At 60.9% G+C, this 22632-nt stretch carries 15 protein-coding genes and 1 pseudogene; 5 read left to right on the forward strand and 11 right to left on the reverse strand.

The annotated features are described in order from the left end of the window. Positions 1-69: 69 nt before the first annotated feature. From ACXR0M_RS12535 to ACXR0M_RS12565, 7 genes and pseudogenes are all read right to left on the reverse strand, one after another. The gene (locus ACXR0M_RS12535) at positions 70-561 is read right to left on the reverse strand and encodes a hypothetical protein (RefSeq protein WP_458832166.1); all 492 of its coding nucleotides are present in this window, start codon (positions 559-561) and stop codon (positions 70-72) included. 178 nt (positions 562-739) lie between these two features. Next, positions 740-1990, reverse strand: a pseudogene (locus ACXR0M_RS12540) (FMN-binding glutamate synthase family protein); the annotation flags it as partial. A 93-nt stretch (positions 1991-2083) separates the two neighbouring features. After that, positions 2084-3487: an ATP-binding protein gene (locus ACXR0M_RS12545; protein WP_458832167.1), complete on the reverse strand. Its 1404-nt coding sequence runs from the start codon at positions 3485-3487 to the stop codon at positions 2084-2086. Next, positions 3484-5298 carry a DAHL domain-containing protein gene (locus ACXR0M_RS12550; protein ID WP_458832168.1) on the reverse strand — a complete coding sequence of 605 codons (1815 nt, stop codon included), beginning with the start codon at positions 5296-5298 and terminating at the stop codon, positions 3484-3486. Before ACXR0M_RS12550 ends, ACXR0M_RS12545 begins: the two co-directional genes overlap by 4 nt. Continuing rightward, the gene (locus ACXR0M_RS12555) at positions 5295-6248 is read right to left on the reverse strand and encodes a cytochrome-c peroxidase (protein WP_458832169.1); all 954 of its coding nucleotides are present in this window, start codon (positions 6246-6248) and stop codon (positions 5295-5297) included. The genes ACXR0M_RS12550 and ACXR0M_RS12555 overlap by 4 nt, the downstream gene beginning before the upstream one ends. Positions 6249-6294: 46 nt before the next feature. After that, entirely contained in the window at positions 6295-8169 is a 1875-nt protein-coding gene (locus ACXR0M_RS12560; protein ID WP_458832170.1) for a putative bifunctional diguanylate cyclase/phosphodiesterase, read from the reverse strand. Further along, positions 8166-10424, reverse strand: coding sequence for a GGDEF/EAL domain-containing response regulator (locus tag ACXR0M_RS12565; RefSeq protein ID WP_458832171.1), 2259 nt, complete (start codon positions 10422-10424; stop codon positions 8166-8168). The genes ACXR0M_RS12560 and ACXR0M_RS12565 overlap by 4 nt, the downstream gene beginning before the upstream one ends. Before the next feature lie 252 nt (positions 10425-10676). On the opposite strand from ACXR0M_RS12565, the gene ACXR0M_RS12570 reads away from it, so the two are divergent. From ACXR0M_RS12570 to ACXR0M_RS12585, 4 genes are all read left to right on the forward strand, one after another. Then, a complete protein-coding gene (locus ACXR0M_RS12570) occupies positions 10677-12035 on the forward strand; it encodes an HD domain-containing phosphohydrolase (protein ID WP_458832172.1) in 1359 nt (452 codons plus the stop codon). A gap of 72 nt (positions 12036-12107) precedes the next feature. Beyond that, complete coding sequence (locus ACXR0M_RS12575) at positions 12108-12542, forward strand: NUDIX hydrolase (protein ID WP_458832173.1); 435 nt, start codon at positions 12108-12110, stop codon at positions 12540-12542. Positions 12543-12565: 23 nt separating this feature from the next. Continuing rightward, the gene (locus ACXR0M_RS12580; RefSeq protein ID WP_458832174.1) at positions 12566-13204 is read left to right on the forward strand and encodes a LysE family translocator; all 639 of its coding nucleotides are present in this window, start codon (positions 12566-12568) and stop codon (positions 13202-13204) included. Positions 13205-13206: 2 nt separating this feature from the next. Next, the gene (locus ACXR0M_RS12585; protein WP_458832175.1) at positions 13207-13710 is read left to right on the forward strand and encodes an N-acetyltransferase family protein; all 504 of its coding nucleotides are present in this window, start codon (positions 13207-13209) and stop codon (positions 13708-13710) included. Positions 13711-13752: 42 nt separating this feature from the next. On the opposite strand, the gene ACXR0M_RS12590 is transcribed toward ACXR0M_RS12585, so the two are convergent. The 4 genes from ACXR0M_RS12590 to ACXR0M_RS12605 all read right to left on the reverse strand — a co-directional run bounded on the left by ACXR0M_RS12590 (position 13753) and on the right by ACXR0M_RS12605 (position 21342). Continuing rightward, positions 13753-15000, reverse strand: coding sequence for a hypothetical protein (locus tag ACXR0M_RS12590; RefSeq protein ID WP_458832176.1), 1248 nt, complete (start codon positions 14998-15000; stop codon positions 13753-13755). 146 nt (positions 15001-15146) lie between these two features. Then, positions 15147-16064: a transcriptional regulator MetR gene (gene metR, locus ACXR0M_RS12595; protein WP_458832177.1), complete on the reverse strand. Its 918-nt coding sequence runs from the start codon at positions 16062-16064 to the stop codon at positions 15147-15149. A 69-nt stretch (positions 16065-16133) separates the two neighbouring features. After that, a complete protein-coding gene (locus ACXR0M_RS12600) occupies positions 16134-18074 on the reverse strand; it encodes a hypothetical protein (RefSeq protein WP_458832178.1) in 1941 nt (646 codons plus the stop codon). Next, positions 18055-21342, reverse strand: a complete 3288-nt coding sequence (locus ACXR0M_RS12605; protein WP_458832179.1) for a dermonecrotic toxin domain-containing protein — start codon at positions 21340-21342, stop codon at positions 18055-18057. The genes ACXR0M_RS12600 and ACXR0M_RS12605 overlap by 20 nt, the downstream gene beginning before the upstream one ends. A gap of 223 nt (positions 21343-21565) precedes the next feature. On the opposite strand from ACXR0M_RS12605, the gene ACXR0M_RS12610 reads away from it, so the two are divergent. After that, positions 21566-22600, forward strand: coding sequence for an alpha/beta fold hydrolase (locus ACXR0M_RS12610; protein ID WP_458832180.1), 1035 nt, complete (start codon positions 21566-21568; stop codon positions 22598-22600). Positions 22601-22632: the final 32 nt, after the last annotated feature.

Genomic DNA, 22632 nt, shown 5'->3' on the forward strand with positions numbered 1-22632 from the left:
TTTGTTTTTTACGACGAATTGCTCTTCTCCTGACTAAGACTTTTCCCTGTCCTTCGAGAGTGGTTGGCGTCAGGTGATAAAGTTTATCCCAAGTTTTTTTATGGGTATCTTAGAATAAATGGCCTGCTGTTCCTTTATTCCAATGTCAACTACTAGTTTGAGTTCCTTGGGGTTGATCGGGATGTGTGAAAAATTTCCTGTACAGAAATCGATGAACGACATTACGAGTCTGTAATCTTCATAAGCAACATTTCCAGAGCCGGAAGTCCAACCCAGCTCCTTGTTACCAAATTCTCTAGCCTCAACGAATCGGAGTAACATTCGCTCAAGTTGATCAGCGGTAAATGACCGGCCTTTCTCAACAATGGTGTAGTAATCATAAAGTCGGCCAACTGCTTCAGTTGACTTCATTAATGAGATCGGGCCCAGATCTCTAAGAAGCTTCTGCTCTCTGACCCAAGCAAGCGCCAAGAGGCTGATATCGCCGTTCTCGAGGATAAGGACTGGAATGGAACTGCCCACTGTTCCTTCGACAGTGTTCACCTCGATGATGGTGTGCATCGACCGTCTCGCCATGGCGCTGTCAGTATACTAGTTGGGGGTATGTAAGGCTTAGGAGAGGTTCCGAGGTGTGTCAAATCGCGGGCGATGAAAGGTAAAAAAGCACATTATCTGTGAGAAAACTCTACCGAGTCATGAGGGATCGACTTACTAGTTTGTCTAGTATAGGGGCTATAACGATGGCGAACATGAAGCCGCGTGCCGAGTTGGCCCAGTCGGCGCCGATGGCCAGCACGCTGGCGATGTCGAAGGCGCTGACGATCTTGCCGCTGGCGCCAAGTTTGATCTTGTCGCGCAGGTTCAGCCCGACCAGGGTGTTGTGCACGAACAGCAGGCCTTCGCGCATCGGCACGCCGATATGATCGGTGAATTCCACCGGAGCGGCGCCGGTGCCGCCTTCCTTGCCATCGACGACGATGAAGTCTGGGAGGATGCCGGTTTCCAGCATGGCCTTGGCGATGCCCATGAACTCCCACGGATGACCGAGGCAGAACTTGAAGCCCACCGGTTTGCCGCCGGACAGCTCACGCAGTTGCTGGATGAACTGCATCATTTCGATCGGCGTGGAAAACGCGCTGTGGCGCGATGGCGAGACGCAGTCTTCACCCATCATGATGCCGCGGGTGTCAGCGATTTCCCGGGTCACCTTGTGCTTGGGCAGGATCCCGCCGTGGCCGGGTTTGGCGCCTTGGCTCATCTTGATCTCGATCATCCGCACTTGCGGGTTCTGCGCCTGGACCGCGAAGCGCTCCGGGTCGAACCGGCCGTCGCTGGTGCGGCAGCCGAAGTAGCCGCTGCCCAGCTCCCAGGTCAGATCGCCGCCGTGTTCGCGGTGATACGGGCTGATGCTGCCTTCGCCGGTGTCATGCGCGAAGTTGCCGAGTTTGGCGCCCTGGTTCAGCGCGCGGATGGCGTTGGCACTGAGCGAACCGAAACTCATCGCCGAGATGTTGAACACCGACGCTGAATACGGCTGCGTGCACTGCGGGCCGCCGACGGTGACGCGGAAACTGCTCGGGTCGCTCAGCGGCGCCGGGCGCATCGAATGGCCGATGAATTCGAAGCCGGACTGGTACACATCGATCAGCGTGCCGAACGGTTTGTCGGCAGTTTCATTTTTCGCCCGCGAATAGACCAGCGAGCGCTGGGCGCGGGAGAAGGGCAGGGCATCGCTGTCGGACTCGAGCAGGTACTGGCGGATCTCCGGGCGGATGCCTTCGACCAGATAGCGGATATTGCCGAGGATCGGGTAGTTGCGGCGCACCGCGTGCGGGCTTTGCAGCAGATCGAACAGACCGATCAGGCTCAACACCCCAGTGACGGCGGTGATCGGCCACAGCCAGTCGTGTTCGAGGAAAGGCAGGCTGGCGAGGGTGAAAATCACGCAGACGGCAAAGAAGGCGTAGCGGCTCAGGAGTGACAGGCTCATACGGTTTCCCTGGATTCGGACTCTGCGCATACTGGCCTACCGACAGTCACCGGGCAATCTTTCATCGCCCGGCGCGCAAATCCCCCCTGGTTTTCACGCGGCCGGTCGGGTCTGGCGCAGCGGCAGTTCGACGCGAAAGGTCGTGCCGGCGCCGGGTGCGCTGTTGACCGTAATCTGCCCTCCGTGTTTTTTCACGATGCCGTAAGACAGCGACAGTCCCAGGCCTGTACCTTGCCCGACCGGTTTGGTGGTGAAAAACGGATCGAAGATTTTCTGCAGGGTTTCCTGGGCAATCCCACAGCCGTTGTCGGCGACTTCGATCCACGCCATTTCATCCTGCTGTCCGGTGCGCAGGGTGATGGTGCCGCGCTCCGGCCCCATGGCCTGTGCCGCATTGACCACCAGGTTCATGACCACCTGGTTGATTTGCGAAGGCAGGCATTCCACCTGCGGCATTGGCTGATACTCCTTGACCACATCGGCTTTGTATTTGAGTTCGCTGGCGACGATGTTCAGGGTCGAGTCGATACCGTGTTGCAGGTCCGCAAATTGCCACTGCTGCTGGTTGTCGACCCGGGAAAAGTCTTTCAGGTCCTTGACGATTTGCCCGACCCGGCCGATGCCGTCCTGGGACTCCCTGATCAGCGCCGGCACGTCTTCGCGCAGATAATCCACTTCGGTTTTTTCGCGCAGTTGCTGTAACTGCGCCTGGGTGTCCGGCGCCATCGTCTGGCTGGCGGTGTGGTAGACGTCGAGCATTTCCAGCAACTGCTGAAAGTAGCCATCCAGCGTGCGCAGGTTGGACGCGACAAAGCCGATGGGGTTGTTGATTTCGTGGGCGACGCCTGCAGCCAGTTGCCCCAGCGAGGCGAGTTTTTCCGATTGCACCAATTGCCCCTCAAGCTGTTTGCGCTCGTCGATCTCGCGCTGCAACGCTTCGCTCGCCTGCTTGAACTGCGCAGTGCGCTGATCCACCTGGCGTTCCAGCTCATGCATTTGCATGGAGGCCCGTTCGGTCATCTCCCACTTGGTCAGCAAGGTGCTCGCCATTTGCTGGACTTCGATGTTGTCGAAGGGCTTTTTCAGAATCAGCAAACGGTCATGGGCGTTCAGCCGCTCCAGCAGTTCGTCCCAGGAATAATCCGAGTACGCCGTGCACACGACGATCTGCAATTGCGGATTTTTCTCCCACAAATGCTCGATGGTGACGGCGCCGTCCCAGCCCCCGGGCATGCGCATGTCGACGAAGGCCAGCGCATACGGTTGCTGCGCGTCCAGCGCCTGAACCAGTTTGGCCAGCCCTTCCTCGCCGCTGTAGGCCGAATCCAGTTCGAATACCGGTTGTTCAGCTTTGGCCGGTGCGCCAAACAGTGACGCTTCCATGGCATCCAGCTCGGCAGAGCCAGCAGCGGCGGGCGTGAGAATCTTGCGAAAGTCGTCGTGAATCGACGGCGTGTCGTCGATCAACAGAATGCGGCGGTTCGACAGTTGTTTCATGCGTTCTCCGTCACCGGAATCAGCGGAATCTGCAGGGTGAACAACGCGCCCTGGCCAGGCCCGTCACTGTGGGCGACAAGGTGGCCATTCATCTCGATGGCCGCCAGGGCGCAGCTGTGCAGACCAAAGCCGTGGCCCTCTTTGCGGGTGGTGAAGCCGTGGGCAAAGATCCGGGTCATGTTCTCCGGGGCAATCCCTTCGCCGTCGTCCTTCACGCTGATTTCCAGAAAATGCTCATCGACGATCCGCACGCCCAGGGTGATGGTGCGCGGTCGGTTGGCAAGGTCGGTCATGGCGTATTTGGCGTTGCTGATCAGGTTGATCAGAATCAGCAACAGCCGGTGTTTATCGCCCATCACCTGCGGCACCTCGGCGTACTCCTTGACCACCGTGACATGGTGGCGGGTCAGCGCGCCGGCGTTCATGCGCAGGGCATCTTCGAGCAGCTCGCTGATGAACAGCGGTTCGGTCATGCTGTTGGCCCCGGCATAGGATTGCTGGGTGGCGACGATGTCCTTGATGTGGTCGACGCTTTTGTTCATCTGACTGAGTTCGTCGACCATTTCCTGCTGCTCCGCCGCAATGGCGCCGACCAGTTGATTGAGATAGCCGGGCAGCAGTTTGCCCTTGGGGTCCTGGCTCAGGAAGTCGCCGAGATCGTCCGCATGTTCGTTGATCATCTGCATCGCCTTGCCCAGCCCCTGGGTCTTGCTCGCGCGCAGTTTGCGGGCGATCAGGTCGGAGGAGATGTTCACGCTGTTGAGCACGTTGCCGACGTTGTGCAGCACGTTGGTCGCGATCTCGGCCATCCCCGCCTGGCGGGCGGTATCGAGCAGCTCACTCTGCGCGTTCTTGAGTTCCCGGGTGCGCTCCTCGACCCGCAGCTCCAGATCCTCGTTGGCGGTTTGCAACGCGTTGTTGATCCGATGGATCTCGGCAAAACTGCGGATCAGACTGATCGCCAGCCACAACAACGACAGCATCAGCAGCACGGAAAACAGCAGCAGGTAAAAGTGGTACTGCCGATTGCTTTGCTCCACCCGTTGCTGGTCCCGATCAAGCAGGGCGGTGATGTTGTCGAGGCGCTCGGCCGAGGGTACCGCTTCGATCTGTTCCAGCAGATCGTTGACGATCGGTTGCTCGCGCAGGATCAGGCCGATGTGATTGCTGAGCAGTTTGATCGGCATCTGAAAACTGTCGGGCAGGCGTTGGGCGTTGACCGCCAGTTTGCTCAAGCCTACTTCGATGTCGGCGGCCTTGTCGTCAGAGGTGACCTGGGCGAACTCCAGCGTGCTGAGCAGCAGGTCATAGGTGTCGGTGGCGATGTTCTGCAGTTGCAGTTTGTCGAGGTCCGGCAGCGCCGCCAGTTGCTCCTGGATGTCGTCTTCCGCGGTCGGCAGGAACGCCAGGGAATTGCGTAACAGGGCGTTGTGCGATTTGAAACGCTCCACCAGTCGGGTCTTGTCCTGCAAGGCTTTGAGAAACCCTGAGTGGGCGTCTTCCCAATGCCCGGCGTCGTTGCGTCCGTGATTTGATTCCGTCGCTTCGAAGCGCTGCCACAGTCGATTGATTTCGTTCATTGGCGAAACCAGCGGATCGTAGTTGTGCGCAATCGCCACACGGGCCTTGAGAATTTCGTTTTCCCACACGGAGTCCTGCTGCTTGATCTGCCGGATGAGGTCGCGGGATTCGGTGTAGGTCGTGGTCTGTTCCGAGCTGGACTTGAGGTACAGAAAGACCAGTATCGAGGCCATGACCACGGTGATACCCGCGACCAGCATCAGGCTGGCGCGGCGCGAAACGTTCATCATGGCGTGTCCTCTAGGCGGCCCGTCAGAGTCTTGAGAAACAGAATGATCAACCGTTTGTCTTCTGCATTGGGCGGGCGCCCCAACTGGTACTGGAACATAACGTCCACTGCACGTTCCAGTGTGGGCGCCGAGCCGTCGTGAAAGTACGGCGCGGTCAGGGCGACGTTGCGCAGGCTCGGCACCTTGAACACCGCACGCTCAGCCTCGTCACCGGTCACGTTGAAACGACCCTGGTCGGCCACAGTCGGATTGCCGCGATCAGCGATGTAATCGCCGAACACCCCGAACTTCTGAAACATGTTGCCGCCGATGTTCACGCCCTGGTGGCAGGCAATGCAGCCGTAATCCTTGAAGCGCTGATAACCGTATTTTTCATCGAGGGTCAGGATGTCTGTGTTGCCCTTCAGATACTGATCAAACCGCGAGTTCGGGGTGAGCAGCGTGCGCTCGTAGCTGGCCAGCGCGTTCTGGATATTGGCCTGGGTCACGGCGTCCGGGTAGGCGGCGCTGAAGCTTTGGCGATAACCCGGATCGTCGGAAAGCCGCTGCAGGACGGTTTTCCAGTCGCTGCCCATTTCGTGGGGGCTGGTAATGACTTTCTCGCTCTGCTCCTCCAGCGTTTCAACCCGGCCGTCCCAGAACTGGCGGAAATTGAGGCGCGCGTTGAACACGCTGGGCGTGTTGACCGGCAGCGGCTGACCATCGAACCCGAGAGAAAAGGCGCGGGTATCAGCACCGCCCTTGTCCAGTTGATGGCAACTGGCGCAGGACAAGGTGTTGTTGGTCGATAACCGTGGATCATTGAACAACTGGCGACCCAGTTTGACCCGTGCAGGATCTTCTTTGGCGAAGTCCGGCAGCGGTTTGAGCGGTTCATCCAGTGGGGCGGCGAGGGCACTGGTGCCGAGTCCGCAGAGCAAAAGCAACAGTGCACAACAGGCAGCATTCATCGGCAAGCGTCTCCCTGACTCAGGGCTGGATTATTGTTCGGGTCAATCACAAAGACTGCCAAGGGGCTGGTACGCCCGTCGCCAACCATCGGGCGAAGACTTCCGGCGGCAGGGCTTTGCTGAAGTAATAGCCCTGGCCTTCCTCGCAGTGGCGGGATTTGAGAAAGGCCAGTTGTTCAGCGGTTTCCACGCCTTCGGCAATCACCTTCAGGTTCAGGCTCTTGCCCAGACTGATAATGGCCCCGACCAGTGCCGCATCACTGCCGTCACCACTCAGGTTGCGGATGAACGACTGGTCGATTTTCAGTACGTCGATGGGGAAACGCCGCAGATAACTCAGGCTCGAATAACCGGTGCCGAAATCGTCGATGGCCAGGCGGATGCCGTGCGCTTTCAGGCGGTTCAGCGCGGTGACCGTGGCGTCGACGTTTTGCATCAGCACGCCTTCGGTTATTTCCAGTTCCAGCAGGTGCGGATCGAGTCCGGTCTGCTGCAGCACCTCCTCGATGCCGTCGACGAAATGGCGCTGACGGAAGTCGATGGCCGAGGTGTTCACCGACATCACCAGTGGCGGCAGCCCAGCCTCCTGCCAGTCGCGGGTCTGCCGGCAGGCCTGGGCCAACACCCATTTGCTCAGGGGCACGATGAGACCGCTGTCCTCGGCCACCGGGATGAAGTCCGCCGGATAGACCCACTCGCCATCGGGCTTTTGCCAGCGAATCAACGCTTCGGCTCCCACCACACGGCCGCTGTCCAGAGCGATTTTCGGCTGATAATGCAGGACGAATTCATTGCGTTGCAGGGCCTGGCGAATGCCTGATTCCAGGCTGTGTCGCTCACGCGCCCGCTGGTTCATGGCCTCCATGAAAAAACCGAGGGTGTCGGGGCCGATTTCCTTGGCGTTGTGCATCGCGGTTTCGGCGCGTTTGATCAGGTCGATCGCCTCCAGCCCGTCATCGGGATAGAGGCTGATGCCCAGGCTTGCGGTGATGCTGACGTCATGCCCGGCAATGGTCTGCGAAGTTTTCACGGTCGCCAGCAGTTTTTCGGCGATGCCGCGCGTCTGCTGCGGGTGGCGGATGTCACTGAGGATCACCACGAATTCGTCCGAGCCGTAGCGGAACACCGAATCCGATTCACGCACACTGCCCTGCAATAATCGAGCGACCCGTTTGAGCACTTCATCGCCGGCCGGGTGCCCGAGGGCAACGTTGATGCGTTTGAAGCGGTCGAGACCGAGAAACATCACCACCAGTTGTTTGTCATGCCGGCGGCAGGCGGCCAGCAACTGCGACAGGCGATCACCGAGCAGAGTGCTGTTGGGCAGGCCGGTGAGGGCGTCGTATTGCAGGAGATGGGAGACTTTCAGCAGTTCGTTGACCCGGGCTTCGACGGTGCGCTCCAGACTGAGCATCTTCAGCGCGGCGTCCTGCGCCAGCTGCCATTTCCAGGTCAGCGCATTGGCCATCTGGCGGATTTCCAGCGAGTCGAACGGTTTTTTCAGAATCAGTAACTGGTCGCCGAACTCCAGCCTTTCCGCCATCGCCTCCCAGCTGTAGTCGCTGTAGGCCGTGCACAAGGCGATCTGCAGGTGGGGGTCGACGCCCCACAACTGCTCGATGGTTTCCAGCCCGTCCCAGCCGGGCGGCATGCGCATGTCGGTGAATGCCAGGGCGTAAGGGCGGCCATCGGCCACGGCTTGTCTGACCAGGTTCAATGCCTCCTGGCCTTGATAGGCGGAGTCCAGCTCAAAGGTCAGATGCGGGGCCTGGTACGTCCCGAACAGGGTTTGCTCGAGACTGTCGAGTTCGGCCTCGCCGCCAGTATTCGGGCTGAGGATCTTGCGAAAGTCGGCGTGGATCGCCGGCGTATCGTCGACGATCAGAATGCGCCGGTTGGTCTGGGCGAAGGGCGTTTTCATCCGTCATCCTGCCCCGTTGGCGGCGTCACGGCGTGGCTGTCCCGGAGCAAGCGGGAGGCCTGTTCCGGGCTGACCGCTGCACCGTAACTGAGCCCGGTCGCGCTACCGAGTGGTGGCGTCGACGAAGGACTGCGTTCCTGCGGCAACAGCCCTTCGGCGATGATGCCGATGTCCAGATCCCGGGCAAAATTGACGATGGCGCGCAGCGTGTTGGCGCCGGCTTCATCCTGCGCGGCGCTGGCGATCAGGTTCTGCGCCAGTTTCAGGTGATTGACCCGATAGGTCTTCAGCCAGTCGAAGGACGAGTACTCGGTGCCGAAATCATCGATGGCGATGGTCACCCCCAGTTCACGCAGGCGCGGCAGCAGATCATTGTGGGTCCATTTGGTCTGCGCCAGTGTCGCCTCGGTGACGTCGAAACGCAGATCCCACGGCGCCAGGGACCAGCGTGCGGTGGTGCGCAGCACGTCGTAGATCAGCTCCGGACCACTTTTGAGTTGGGCCAGGGACACCTTGATCGCCATCACCGGCGGTGCCACCCCGGCGTCGCGCCAGGCGCCCATTTGCCAGCAGGCCTGATCCAGCACCCAACGGCCCAGCGCAATGATCGTTCCGGTCTTTTCCGCCGCGGGCACGAACGCCGAGGCGGGCAGCAGGCCGAGGCGCGGATGATCCCAGACCGGTTGCGCGGCCATGCCGAGGATCTTGCCGCTGTTCATGTCCACTTCCGGGGTGTATTGCAGCTTCAGCCCGCCTTGCTGGATCGCCGTCGTCAACTCATCGACGAGCACCATACGTTCGGCCACTTCTCGGGTGAGCTCCTCGGAGTAGAACTGATACTGGTTGCGTCCGGTTTCCTTGGCGCGGTACAGCGCCATGTCGGCGCCCGCCAGCAGGCTGTCGGCGTCCAGGCTGTTGGCGCGGTACATGCAGATGCCGATGCTGACCGATATGCGCAACGCGTTGCCGGCCAGATGACACGGCTCCAGCAGCGCATCGCGGACTTTCGCGGCGACGGTGGCCGCTTGGGTCGGATCGCTGACATCCAGTTGCAGCAGCGCAAACTCGTCACCCCCCAGGCGTGCGACCACATCGTTTTCCCGCACGCAGGCTTTGATCCGTCGGGCGACTTCCTGCAACAGCAAGTCGCCCACCGGATGGCCGAGGGTATCGTTGATCCGCTTGAAATGATCCAGATCCAGATACAGCACGGCGAACGGCGCCGCGCCCCGGCGTGCGGCGGCAAACGCCTGATGCAGGCGCTCGATCAGCGTGGCGCGATTGGCCAGCCCGGTCAGGCCGTCAGTGCGTGCGAGCTGAGCCATTTTTTCCTCGGCCTGACGCCGTTCCGTGATGTCGATGATGATCCCTTCGACTTCCAGCAGGCGTCCTTCATCATCGCGTACCGGGATGTAGCGGTTTTCCACCCAGCGCCACTGGCCGTCACCGGTGCGCAGGCGAAACTCGAGGGTGGCCCCTTGCGCGTGCCGGTCCAGCACCCGGCCCATGGCCATGTCGACGCTGGCCTGGTCGTCGGGATGAATCAGTGTCTGCGCCCAATTGGGCGACCCCACCAATTGGGCAGCGGTGTGCCCGTAACGGGTGATGTTGTGGGAGATGTACATCAACGGGAACGACGGCTCGCCGCGCAGCCGATAGAGAATGGTCGGGCTGTTCTGCACGATGATGTTGGCGTCGGACAGCTCGCGGGTGCGTTGTTCCACGGCTTTTTCGAGTTGTTCCATTTTCAGCGCGGCGTCTTCGGTCATCTGCCATTTGACCGTCAGTGCGCTGGCCATCTGCCGGATCTCGATGGCGTCGAAGGGCTTCTTCAGGATCAGCAGGCGATCGTTCAGCGCCAGTCGCCCATCGATGTCCTCCCATGAATAATCGGAGTAGGCCGTGCACAGCGCGACTTGCAGCTTGGGGTCGAGCTGCCACAGGCGCTCGATGGTTTCCAGGCCATCCCAGCCCGGCGGCATGCGCATGTCGATGAAGGCCATGGCGTATGGGGACTCTGCAGCGAGCGCCGCTTCGAGTTTGTGCAGCGCTTCCTGGCCCTGATAGGCCGAGTCGAGTTCGAAGTGTAGGGCAGGCGCCGCAACCGATGTACCGAACAGCAGGTTTTCGGTTTCATCCAGGCCGCCGTCCGAGGCGGCGGCCGGGCAGAGGATTTTCTTGAAATCATCGTGGATCGACGCGGTGTCGTCGACGATGAGCACGCGGCGATTGACCCGCAACGATTGCGCACTCATGCCGCATGACCTGCAAAACCAACCACTTGGGTTAACGGGAGCATCCTTATCCCCTCATCAAATGCCTGCATGCAGGCTGCTCTGGGCTACCTGTGGATTGAGCATAGATCGACGATTGCAACTTTGCCTGCCTGTGGATAAGTCGCTGCTGGCGTGACGACCGGAAAAAATCATCTAGCATTTATCTGGCACGCGGGCGAGGTCGAAGATCCGCGGTACGTTCATCTTTTCCGATTCGCTTGAGGTCACGCCATGGAAGAGCAATCCACATCCCCTGCGGCCCCGCGGCCAGCGGTGTTGCTGGTCGACGATGAAGAGTCGATTCTCAACAGTCTGCGGCGCCTGTTGCGTGCTCAGCCCTACGAAGTCTTGCTGGCCACCAGCGGCGCCCAGGCGCTGGAAATACTGGAGCAACGCCCGGTTGATCTGGTGATGAGCGACGCGCGCATGCCGGGCATGGACGGCGCGACGTTGCTGGCCCGGGTCCGCGAGCTTTATCCGCACACCAAACGCATCATGCTCACCGGTTATGCCGACCCGGAGGCGATCATCAAGGCTGTCAACGACGGGCAGATCGACCGCTACATCAGCAAACCGTGGAATGACGAAGAGTTGCTGCTGACCTTGCGTCAGGCTCTGGAACACCAGCATCTGCAACGTGAGCGAGAACGCCTGGAGCGTCTGAACCGGGCGCAGAACGATCAGCTCAAGCTGCTCAACAGCACCCTGGAAAAACACGTGGCTGCGCGCACCGCCGAGCTGCAGCAGACCGCCGACATGCTCGATCTGGCCTACGAGGAACTCAAGCACAGCTATGTCACCGGCACCGAGGTGTTTTCCTTGCTGGCCAACCTGCGTCTGCCGCCGGCCAAGCAGACCAACCGGCAGATCATTGAACTGGTGCGCGGCTACTGCAAGGCACGAAACGTCGACGAGGCCAGCAGTCGTGACCTGACGATGGCGGCCGCGCTGTACAACATCGGCAAGTTGAGCTGGACCGACAACATGATCGTCGCCCCGGCGGATCGCTTGCAGCACACCGAGCGCGATCTTTATCGGGCTTATCCGAAGCAAAGCGAATCGCTGTTGATGACCCTCGACCCGATGAAGGATGCCGCGCAGCTGATTCTGCATCACCAGGAACGCTGGGATGGCGGCGGGTTTCCGGATCACCTCAAGGGCGAGGCGATTCCGTTCGGCTCACGCTTGCTCAAACTGGCGGTGGACTTCGTCGAGTTGCAGTGCGGGTTGATCCTGGAGCGCAAATTCAACGGTGATGAAGCGCTGCTCTATCTGCGCCAATACGCCGGTAAACTCTACGATCCGGAGCTGGTCGAGGACTTCATCAAGGTGTGTGCGACGGTACTCAGTGATATCGCGCTGGCCGATCCGACGGTCAAGGTGCTGAGCACCCGCGAACTGGCTGCCGGCATGGTCCTGGCGCGCAACCTCAATGCCGACAACGGCATGCTGCTGCTCAATGCCGGCAAGGTGTTGAGCGCGCCGTTGGTGGAGAAACTGATTGCCTTCGAGGCCATGGAAGGCGCGAAGTACAAGGTGTTCGTCAAAGTGCCGGAGGAGGGGGCGGGAGCGCTGGCTGCCGAGGGCTGATGCTGGCCAAAGGTGACGTTGGCAGTGCGCGCATGGGATCCTTGCGCCTTTCTTCGGGCCTGTGGGTTATTCATGTCGTCTGCATCTGCTGTTTCATCGCCGCTCATCCGCATCGCCGCCGCGCTGTTGCTCAACGCCAAAGGCCAGACCCTGCTGGTACGCAAGCGCGGCACGGCGGCGTTCATGCAGCCGGGTGGCAAGATCGAAGCGCACGAGTTGCCGCTGCACGCGCTGTCCCGCGAGCTGGAAGAAGAACTCGGGCTGCTGATCGATCCTGCGCAGGCGGCTTTTCTCGGGCAGTTTTCGGCACCGGCGGCCAATGAGCCGGGGTGCATCGTGCAGGCCGAGATCTTTCAAGTGACCATCGATGCCGAGGTCACGCCGGCGGCCGAAATCGAGGAGGTGATCTGGGTCGATCCGGCCACTGATCCTGCTGTGGTTCTGGCGCCATTGACACGCGACCTGATCCTGCCGTTTTATCGCAACTCGCTGACCGCGCTCGCCTGATCATCCACGCAAGGGACTTTGCCATGATCCCGCTTCAAGACCTGCTGATCTTTGCTGCTGCCGCGCTGTTGATGGTGCTGACGCCGGGGCCGAACATGATTTATCTGATCTCGCGCTCGATCTGTCAGGGCCGCAAGGCCGGGGTCACCTCGTTGCTGGGCGTGGTGGGCGGATTCTTTGTGCATATGTTCGCCGCGGCGGCCGGTTTGACCGCGGTGTTTCTGGCGGTGCCGCTGGCCTATGAAGTGCTGAAATGGGCCGGCGCCCTGTATTTGCTGTGGCTGGCCTGGCAAGCGGTCAGACCCGGTGCGCGTTCGCCGTTCGAGGCGCAGCAATTGCCCCCGGATTCAACCCGCAAACTGATCAGCATGGGTTTTCTCACCAGTGCGCTGAACCCGAAAATCGCGGTGTTCTACCTCTCGGTGTTCCCGCAATTCATCACCCCCGAGCACGGCTCGGTGTTCGCCCAGAGCATCATCCTCGGCCTGACCCAGATCAGCGTCAGTTTCAGCGTCAATCTGTTGATCGCGCTGTTCGCGGCGGGTATTGCTTCGTGGTTCGTGCGCAACCCGACCTGGCTGGCCATCCAGCGCTATGTCATGGGCCTGGTGCTCGGCGGTCTGGCGGTGCGGCTGATGCTTGAACAACGGCGGGCGGCCTGAACATGTGGATCGAACGGCTGGACGCCAGTCATGCGCTGGCCTATCGCGAACTGATGCTGGAGGCCTACGACCGCCATCCGCAGGCGTTCACCTCCAGCGTGCGCGAGCGCGCGGTGCTGCCGTTGAGCTGGTGGGAAGGGCGGCTGACCAGCCAGCTCGACGTGGTGCTCGGTGCATTCGAGGCCGGCACATTGGCCGGCATCGTCGGCTTGGCATTGGAGCCGCGAGAAAAGGCCCGGCACAAGTCGACCCTGTTTGGCATGTACGTGTCAGCCGGTTTTCGCCAGCACGGCCTGGGCCAGCAATTGGTCCAGGCCGCTATCGCCGAAGCGCAAACCCGCCCGGCGCTGAAAGTCATGCAACTGACTGTCACCGCTGGCAATGACGCGGCGTTCAACCTCTACCAGCGTTGTGGTTTTAGCCAGTTTGGCCTGGAGCCGCTGGCGGTGCGGGTCGGCGAGGACTACTTCGACAAGATTCATATGTGGCGGGATCTCACGGAGTAACGGGACAGCGGCGAGAATGTCGAGCCGCCCCTGTCCGACTGATCAATCAGGGTAATCGAACTTAGGCACAGGCCCTTCATATATCTGCAATTCCGACTCCGACTCGGATGCGGACGCGCTCATGATGCCGCCGTCAGTACTCACCCGCTCAACGCGGATGTTTCGTATGCCGAAATCGTTGCCGTTGCTACCGTCCTGGAAATTGCTGACGTACAGACGCACGGTCTGCTTTTGAGTGAGGGTGAAGGCGTTCAGAAACAGGTACCAGATTCCGTTTTTTGGCACTATACGGCGATCACCCGGCCACTGTGCCATGCCTGTATCTGCGCACAGGATCGGGTTGACCAACCCTGGTCCGGGACTGTCGGCAATATGCGTGCCCTCGAAGGTGAACCGGTATTGCCCGGGTATGCAGACAAAGTCCCGATACAGCACCGCTCCGGCGAAGCCTGTTGCGGGGCCCTGATCGGTGAAGTTAAAAAATGCGGTGACCCATTGATTGTTCATGAAGTGCGGGCGGATTCTGCCGGAGCGCGCCCCTGTGTAGCGAATCCAGCCGTTAAACTCTTCTTCTACGGCCAGTGAGGTGTAGTGATCTTCCCATTCCTTCTTGAGGACAATGGAACTGGTCGGCGAAACACTGATGTTTTTCAGTTGATCGACAATTGTGGCACTCACCGTATGCGAGCCTTCGCCAATCTCCTGACGTTCGGCGGGAGTCAGGGTGTAAGTGATCGGGTTGGTTTGATGGATATCCGCGATGGTCTTGCGCCAGCGACCGATCGTCAGGGTCATATTGTCATATTCACGCGGGTAGCTGCGGGTGATGGTAAACGTGGCGGATTGTGTTGCATCGATGCTGCCCGGATGACTGACCGTGATCCCGGTGACTGGGGTATGGAACAAAAGGTTCAGCACGGGTGTTGAGTCCTCGTAGTTCCCGCTGACTCGCTTCACTCGGTAAAACAAGGTGTTCAGGCCATCTATCATCCAGCCCCATGGCAGCTTCATATCTATGGGCTGGTTTTCTTCACCACTTTTGATGATCTTGATCGCGGACGTCTCTTCGTCGTTGACCCAAAGCACGACCGAATCACCTACGGCCAGAGCATTTCTAACGAGGTACGGATCAATCACCATGGCTAGCGGGGTAGTCTCCGAATAGAGGGTCCGCGAAATACCGCCGTGATATTTACCAGCAGGCAATACCTCAGTTATCAAGCCCGGGATGGTCATGGGGTACAGCTTAAGGACTGTATTGTCTTGGGGCGAGTTGCTGGAGTTGTCCATCTTCTTTTCCTCGGCGGTGGTTGCCTGATCGACTTGCGCAGGCACCATCAGAACGCTGAAGAAAAACTATGTCACCTGTCAGATCTGACAGGTGGGCGTGCCGAGCAGACGGGTGGTCACGTTGTGGGCAAGCGAAACTCTGCGCTTTAGCGCACCGCACTGACCCCATCCAGCGTCGAGAACGACGTGTCCTTGGCCGTCAGCAGGAAGTCGCGCATGTACGGCGCATCCAGCATGTCCGCGCGGATCGCCGCGTACAGCGTGGCAAACAGGCCTTTCTCACCCAGGCGCTTGGCCTTCACATAGCCGCGTGAGCTGTACTCATGCAACGCCCAGTGCGGCATGCCGCACACGCCACGGCCGCTGGCGACCAGTTGCATCATCATCACCGACAGCTCCGAGGTGCGCACCTGCGCCGGTTCGATGTCGGCCGGTTCGAGGAAGCGGGTGAAGATGTCCAGCCGGTCGCGTTCCACCGGGTAGGTGATCAGGGTTTCGCTGAGCAGGTCTTCGGGAACGATGTACGCTTTGCTCGCCAGCGGATGCTGGTTGGCCACCGCCAGCATCGCCTCGTAGGTGAACAGCGGCACATAGGTGATGCCGGCGATGTCCAGTGGATCGGACGTCACCACCAGGTCCAGGTCACCCCGGGCCAACGCTGGTAGCGGGGCGAAGGCGAAGCCCGAGGCGAGGTCGAGTTCGACTTCCGGCCAGGCGTCGCGGAACTGGTCGATGGTCGGCATCAGCCACTGAAAACAACTGTGGCACTCGATGGCCATGTGCAGGCGCCCGGCAGTGCCACCGGCCAGACGGCTGATGTCACGTTCGGCGGCACGCAGCAGCGGCAGGGTCGCATCCGCCAATTGCAGCAGGCGCAAACCGGCGCTGGTGAAGCGCACCGGTTTGGTCTTGCGCACAAACAGCGGCATGCCCAGACGCTCTTCCAGTTCCTTGAACTGGTGGGACAGGGCCGACTGGGTCAGGTGCAGGCGGTCGGCCGCATCCACCAGGCTGTCGGCTTCGCGCAGGGCATGCAGGGTTTTCAGGTGACGGATCTCAAGCACCGCTGGCTCCATGAACAAAATTTGTGATCAGGACAACGGTGTTGAGTCTGTCTCATGTTTGGCAGGTTGTCATCCTGCTGTGGAAAAGTGCTTGAGCGCCATGGGCCGGCCAATGTCTCCGCGCCAGATCGATTCGACTTCAATGCCACTGCGGGCCTGGGTCTGTTGCCATTGCAGACCGAGATTGCGCTGCGCCGGCAGTTTCAGGTGGGCTTTGACGAAGTCGGTGAATGGCGCTTTCGCCGAACGGTAATGGAAATGCGCGTACCACAGTGTTTGTGGCGGCTGTCGGGTCAGGTCGCGCACTTCATATTCCTGGAGAAGATCCCTGGTGCCATCCGCGCGCTTGCCGAGATCGCGCAGCCCGGTCTCCTTGCGGATCTCCACCACTTCTTGCGCCAGCAGATAGTCCAGATAGCCTTCGCTCGGTGTCTGGCTGTTCAAGGTTTGTTCGATGCGCAAGCGGCGCCCGAGTCGTTTCAGCTCACTGGCCTGATCGTGCAACTGGCGGATCAATGGCTCGCGCGGGGAGAGTCCTTCGAGTGTGGTCGCCCGCACTGACAGTTCGCTCGCCTCGCTGAGCATCATGTGTTCCAGGTCGACGGGAAGCATGTCCTGACGCGCATAGCCCTCGATCTTGTTCTGATAGGCGGGTCCCGCGTCCAGACGTTTGCGCGCCTCCGCCAGCAGCGGCGGCAAGGGCGTTGTCGTCGCGGTTTGCAGCGGTGCCGCAGGTTCAGCCAAGTGGTATTTGCCACTGCTGCGCGGTAGCCAGGTCTCGGTGTGGCCGTCAGCGCCTTCGATGGTAAAGCGCTTCTGGCGAGTGACCGGGTCCGTTTGCTCGACCCCGACCAACAGGCGGTTGTCATCCGTTTCGAAAAGCCGTTTATCGCTGGCCGGTTGGCCTGCCGGGGACACGGTCCGATTGCGCAAGGCGTAACGGGCGTGTTCTTCGAGCCTGGCCAGATGGTCGAGAAACGGAGCGACGTGCTCGAAGTCCAGATGTTGCGGATAGCCCAGCGTCCAGGCGTTGAGGCCGCGACGGAATTGCGTGTAGATCGTCAGGCAGTCCTCCAGCACCCGGACCCGCTGAGTCGGGTTGGCTTTAACGCTCGTCAGGTTGTGTTGGGTGAACATCGCCCGGCCGATTTCCGTGCGGGCCTTTTTCATTTGTACGTGGAAGTAGCCCCAGGTGGCGTCGTCTATCGCGTCGGGATGGGTGATCAGTTCCAGCCGGTGCGCGGCATTGAGATAACGCTGGTTGGCCGGACTGAAGGTGCTGTTCACCGAGGCGACATCCGCGGCGATTCGCGCTCTGTGGGTTTGATCGGTCATGCGCGGATGCCAGAGGTTGACCTGTTCGAGCTGTGAGTACGCCCGCGCGAACTCGGTGAGGAACGTGCTGCGCAGGGTTTTGCGCTGCCTCATCAAATCCAGATGGCGGCGGGTATCGGTGGCGGGGGTGGCGTCGGAGAGCTTGAGCAATTGGTCGATGCGGTGGAGGTATTCGAGCAAGCGATCCTTGGTGAAATGAACCCGGTACAGAGCGCGGTCGGTCACCACGCTGGCGCTCTGGCTCTGCATGTATTTGATTTGCCGTCGCTTCTGACCGTGACTCAATGGCAGCAATTGCTCGAGGTTTTGATAGCTGTTTTCGGCCAGTTCGATGTCCGCCAGGCACGCTCGATCCAGCGCATCACGCAACGGCTGACGCTGTTGGAGAGTGGTCGCGTTGTAGCGTTCCAGGCTGGCATTGGTGGCCGTCGTTTGCGTCTGCAGGCGGGCCATGTCGTGGTCGACGGTGTGACTGAGCGTCAGTTGGCGGCGCAGGTGCCGGTCGGTCCACCAGCGTGGCAGCCAGCGGCGAATGGCTTCGGGCCAGAGCGGGTCCATGCCATTGGCCAGATGTCCGAGCGCCGCCCCTCCGCCGGCCCCTCCGCCGTCCATCAGTGTTCCATGGACGGCGTAATGGGTATTCCATTGGCCGGACTCATCGAGGGCGATCGGCATCTTGTAACCGCGCGCGCGTGCCGGCAAGGCGCCAGCCGCGGTGCGTGTCGCTCAATTGAACGCGATAGACACGGCCCTGACTGAGGATGAAATCACCATCGGCATGCCGGTACACCTGTCGATAAACCCCTTGGGTACCCGGTTGCACGTCTGCCAGAGAGATCTGGTGTTCATATTCGTAACCCTTGAACTGCTCGGCGGCCCGGCGCGCCTGTCGCCGTGGCAGCGGGCGCAGTGCGCCCGATGTACTGGCTGCGGCGACAAGATGGCGACGACGGGTAACTGCGCGAGCCAGGGTGCGCAGGCTGTCGGGGCCTGTTGCGACCACTGGCAGCACGTCCATGGCCGCATCGATCAACGCCAGCAACACGGCCTCGACTTCGGCCAGCCCCTGACCGACTTCACCGCGCAAGAATGCGGCAACGGCGCGGTTGGCACTGCTCCACGCGTCATAAACGCCAAGTGCCGTGCCCACAAACGGCAATAAGCCGAGGGCCATCTTGATGTAATTGAATACCGCACCGGACTGCAATGCCTGCTGCTCCAGAAACAGCGCATCGTTGGAACGTGAGCTGTCACGATGCGCCTCGAGCAGACGCCCCATATGCACATTGAGCAAATGCGCGGACAGTGAGGTGGTCGCCGGCCATTTCATTCCGATCCCGATCAGCGCGTCGAAGTTGCGCCGCTGAGCTTCGTTGATCCGACTGACGTGACTGGCGAAACCGCCGCTCACGGTGCGCCCGGCCAGATAGTCGACCATGCTGTTTTTGATGCAGCGATTGAACAGGTTACGCCGCGCCTGCTCCAGCGAATCGAACTGGCGCAGGCCATCGCCCTCCGGGTTATCCGGCAGATAGAGCAGTGTCAGCCCCTGGGTCTGTTCGACGATCAATGTCACCCCGGCCAACGTGCTGGGGCCTTGCCCGGCTGTGTCTTCTCCACCGACCGTGAGGTGGGCCGGCAGCAGCACGATATTTTTTCCATCCTGTGCGTAGGCTGCTGCGGTCGAGGCATCCGTGACGAAGTCCAGCACCTGTTTGCCCTGAGCGTCGATCTGGCCTTGCAGCAGTGCAAACTCGCCTTGCAGCTTGAGCATCAGTCGCCACGGCTCGGTCAGGCATTCACGGCGCCATGCCGTGGCAAAGGCCGACGCTGAGGGTGACCCGAGAAAAGTTTCGCGCAATCGTTGTTCATAACGTCCGGCCACATCCAGCTCAGTGACCAGGCGCCGCAGGTAGGCCATAGTCAGGCCGCTGCTCAGCGCCTGACGATCAGCCTCGACGTCGGAGCTGATGTTGAGGCGCAGAAAGGAGAGACGCCACCACAGGGCCTGGTCGATGTTGCTCAGGGCCAGTTCCACCAAGGTCATCGTGCGGCGGACCGGTCCGGGAATCAGCACATTGCGTTGCGGCGTGCCGGGCGCGGCTCCCTCCATCACGACTTTTTTCCAGGACGTGGAGTCGGGCAATTCCAGTTCGACGCGGGTGTTTTCGTGCAGCGAGAAGTCGAGGCGCAAGCGTTCGTCGATGCGTTGGCGGGCAAAGGCTTCGCGGGACGGCAGATCGCGCTGCAACAGATTGTGGGCACGCTGGGTGGCGTCGAGGTATTGCTCGATCAGTGCCTGCAAACGCGGCCGTTGACTGACGTCCAGTTGACGCAACCATGCCGGCAGCGCGCTGGCCAGTTCAGCGGCTCGTTCCTGTTCCTGACGTTGGGCATAAGCCAGTTCGCGGGCGGCCACCACGGGCACCGTCAATAGCGTAATGCTCAGTGCCTGCAACCTCTGCAGTGCGGCATCGCGCTCGCCGGGGTCAAGGTGCTCACGGATAATCTGCACGGCCTGCTGTGCACAGGAGTAGAGCTGCTGTTGCAGAGCCCAGGTCAACGGATCACCGCTCAGTGGCGTGAGGTGAATGGCGGCATGCCGGTCACCGGCTGTGCGCTTGAACAACGAGGCCTCCAGCGCCCGGCGCGAAGTGAAATGCTGCAGCCCGCCAGACTGGCCAGGCCAATAGAGCAACAGACCCTCGTCCATTGCAGCGTTTTCGTCGCCAGGGGGTGCGATCACCAGCACGCCGGCCAGCTCTTCGCTGTAGCTGTTTCCCCCTTCGGTAACCGACAGGGTGACCCGCGCAACCATCACCTCCGAGGCTCGGGCTTTCTGATCCGTAGCGTCGAGTACGGTCATCAGCCGGCGGTGATCGCTTGCGCCGAGCTGATTGAGCGTGCGTTGCAGGTCGGCTTCGGCGCGCAGGCCATCGCGGCGGGCCTGGTGCAGTGTGTGGTAATGCATGTTGCTGCTGTGGAGCAACTCGAGCATCTGCTGTGGCCGCGCCGACTCAAACAGCGCTTGCGCCGCAGTCTGACTGGCCTGTTCGGCAAGACTCAGTGCCTCGAACTGCCGTTTCAGGGTCAACCGCAGCGGATGATCCTTTGCCACGCTGACTTCTTTGCCCAGCAGAGCGTCGAGCGCAGCATGCTCACGGGCAAGCGCTGCCGAGCGCAGCGGCCGAGGAATATCGGGGTCCAGTAAAGCGAATGGTGCAGGATCAGCCTCGGTCTGCGCTTCTTCCGCCGGCCGTGTCGGCGTTTCGGCGAATAACGTTGCGAGCGCAAATTCAGGCGGATGGTCACCCGCGCTCAAGGTCTGATTGAGCAACGCCAGCCAGTTCTGCCGCAATGGGTCGCCACTCAACGGGATGTAGTCGAGAACGATCGCGCTAGCGGGCGGTGCGGACGCAGACTGGCGCTGGTCGAACAGCCATTTGCCAAGCTCGGCGAGGCTATTGAACAGCATCAATGCCTGTGGGCGACCCGGCACGTACAACACGTGACGGGCCGTCTGATCGACCGTCAGCCGGATTTTCAATGTTCCCGGCCAGGGCTGGCGTCCGTCACTGAACGAGGGCCGGGTGACGTGCAGTCCCGACGATACATCGTCCGGCGGGTCGCTGATCGCCGAGAGCGTGCGCAGTTGTTCAACCGTGATCGTGGCTTCGGCGCAGGCGATCTGGCACGCGGCTTCGAAGTGCTGTCGATACAGTGCCAGTGCCAGTTCCCGACGCGATAACGCAGAGTAGGGCGCGCGCGCGTCCCACCATTCGACGGATATCGACGGTGAGTGGCTGGCCATGAGCTGACGCCATTGACGGCGACACTCCTGCCAACGGGACGTCGCCTGCAGATAGAGGTTCTCGTTGAGGTTTAACGGCAGCGGGTGAAACGGGCCGAAGTCGGTGATGGCGGGTGGCGGGATGTCGAGCATGGCGACGGGTCTCCAGAACAGCTTGAAAGGGCCGCAAAGGCCGGTTTCAAGCCATTAGAAGACGCAGATCGCAGGGCCAGGTGGTAGCGGGATATTGCTCTGAAGTGGGCTGCCGATGACCGCTCGGCACTCTTCATCAAACTGTCATCGAACTGTGGCAGCGCGCTTGCACAAACTTCATCAGACTCGCGCTCTACTGGGGTTCTGCGTTTCGGTGTTTTTCATGAGCAAGGGATTTTTTTCGCGCGCGGCCGTTCTGGTCGCGTTTTTATTCGCTGTGCCAGTGTTCGCCGCTGCGCGGTGTGATGTGAACGTGCCGACCGAGCATGTCGATCTGCAACAAGTGAGCATCGCCTACCAAAGCATCGGGCGGCCGTCGGATCCGGCGCTGTTGCTGGTCATGGGCCTGGGCGGGCAGTTGATCCACTGGCCGGACGAAGTGGTGGTTGCGCTGTGTCAGCAAGGCTTTCGGGTGATTCGCTATGACAATCGCGATGTCGGCCTGTCGACCTGGCGCCAGGCACCGGCCGAGGCCAACCTGACGTTTGAAGTGCTGCGCTACAAGCTGGGTTTGCCGGTGTCGGCGCCGTATTCGCTGACCGACATGGCCGACGATGCACTGGGCCTGATGGATGCGTTGCACATCGACCAGTTTCACGTTCTCGGCGCGAGCATGGGCGGGATGATTGCCCAGCATCTGGCGGCGATGGCGCCACAACGGGTCGAGAGCCTGACGCTGATCATGACCAGCTCCGGTGCCGAGGGCTTGCCGGCGCCGAGCGCGGCGCTGGTGCAACTGCTGGCGCGCCGCGGTGCGCCGAATCGCGAGGTGACGCTGGAGCAACAGGCAGACCTGTTGGCGGCACTGGGCAGCCCGTCGGTCACCGATGACCGCGAGGCGTTGCTGCATCAAGCGGCGATTGCCTACGACCGCGCGTTCAACCCTGAAGGCGTAAAACGCCAGATCATGGCGATCCTTGCCGAGCCGAGCCGGGTGGCCTTGCTCAATCAATTGCGCGTGCCGACGCTGGTGGTGCATGGCACCGCCGATCCGCTGTTGCCAGTGATGCACGGTGTGCACCTGGCCGCGCACATTCGCGGCAGTCAGTTGAAACTGATTCCGGGGCTGGCCCATCGTTTTCAGGAGGCGTTCAAGGCGCCGTTGCTGGCGGCGGTGCTGCCGTACCTGCAGCAGCACCGTGAAGACACTTCGCACTGGGCGCAGATCGAGCCGGGGGCGGCGGGAAATCTGCTCTGAAGGTGTGCGCAGTCACATGAAAAAAATCCCGC

The organism is Pseudomonas sp. Eth.TT006, from assembly GCF_054456575.1.

What these genes read in the sequence shown, in the direction of transcription:
- ACXR0M_RS12535 (WP_458832166.1), bottom strand. Translation starts at nt 561, where the DNA reads ATGCACACCATCATCGAGGTGAACACTGTCGAAGGAACAGTGGGCAGT.
- ACXR0M_RS12545 (WP_458832167.1), bottom strand. Translation starts at nt 3,487, where the DNA reads ATGAAACAACTGTCGAACCGCCGCATTCTGTTGATCGACGACACGCCG.
- ACXR0M_RS12550 (WP_458832168.1), bottom strand. Translation starts at nt 5,298, where the DNA reads ATGATGAACGTTTCGCGCCGCGCCAGCCTGATGCTGGTCGCGGGTATC.
- ACXR0M_RS12555 (WP_458832169.1), bottom strand. Translation starts at nt 6,248, where the DNA reads ATGAATGCTGCCTGTTGTGCACTGTTGCTTTTGCTCTGCGGACTCGGC.
- ACXR0M_RS12560 (WP_458832170.1), bottom strand. Translation starts at nt 8,169, where the DNA reads ATGAAAACGCCCTTCGCCCAGACCAACCGGCGCATTCTGATCGTCGAC.
- ACXR0M_RS12565 (WP_458832171.1), bottom strand. Translation starts at nt 10,424, where the DNA reads ATGAGTGCGCAATCGTTGCGGGTCAATCGCCGCGTGCTCATCGTCGAC.
- ACXR0M_RS12570 (WP_458832172.1), top strand. Translation starts at nt 10,677, where the DNA reads ATGGAAGAGCAATCCACATCCCCTGCGGCCCCGCGGCCAGCGGTGTTG.
- ACXR0M_RS12575 (WP_458832173.1), top strand. Translation starts at nt 12,108, where the DNA reads ATGTCGTCTGCATCTGCTGTTTCATCGCCGCTCATCCGCATCGCCGCC.
- ACXR0M_RS12580 (WP_458832174.1), top strand. Translation starts at nt 12,566, where the DNA reads ATGATCCCGCTTCAAGACCTGCTGATCTTTGCTGCTGCCGCGCTGTTG.
- ACXR0M_RS12585 (WP_458832175.1), top strand. Translation starts at nt 13,207, where the DNA reads ATGTGGATCGAACGGCTGGACGCCAGTCATGCGCTGGCCTATCGCGAA.
- ACXR0M_RS12590 (WP_458832176.1), bottom strand. Translation starts at nt 15,000, where the DNA reads ATGGACAACTCCAGCAACTCGCCCCAAGACAATACAGTCCTTAAGCTG.
- ACXR0M_RS12600 (WP_458832178.1), bottom strand. Translation starts at nt 18,074, where the DNA reads ATGCCGATCGCCCTCGATGAGTCCGGCCAATGGAATACCCATTACGCC.
- ACXR0M_RS12605 (WP_458832179.1), bottom strand. Translation starts at nt 21,342, where the DNA reads ATGCTCGACATCCCGCCACCCGCCATCACCGACTTCGGCCCGTTTCAC.
- ACXR0M_RS12610 (WP_458832180.1), top strand. Translation starts at nt 21,566, where the DNA reads ATGAGCAAGGGATTTTTTTCGCGCGCGGCCGTTCTGGTCGCGTTTTTA.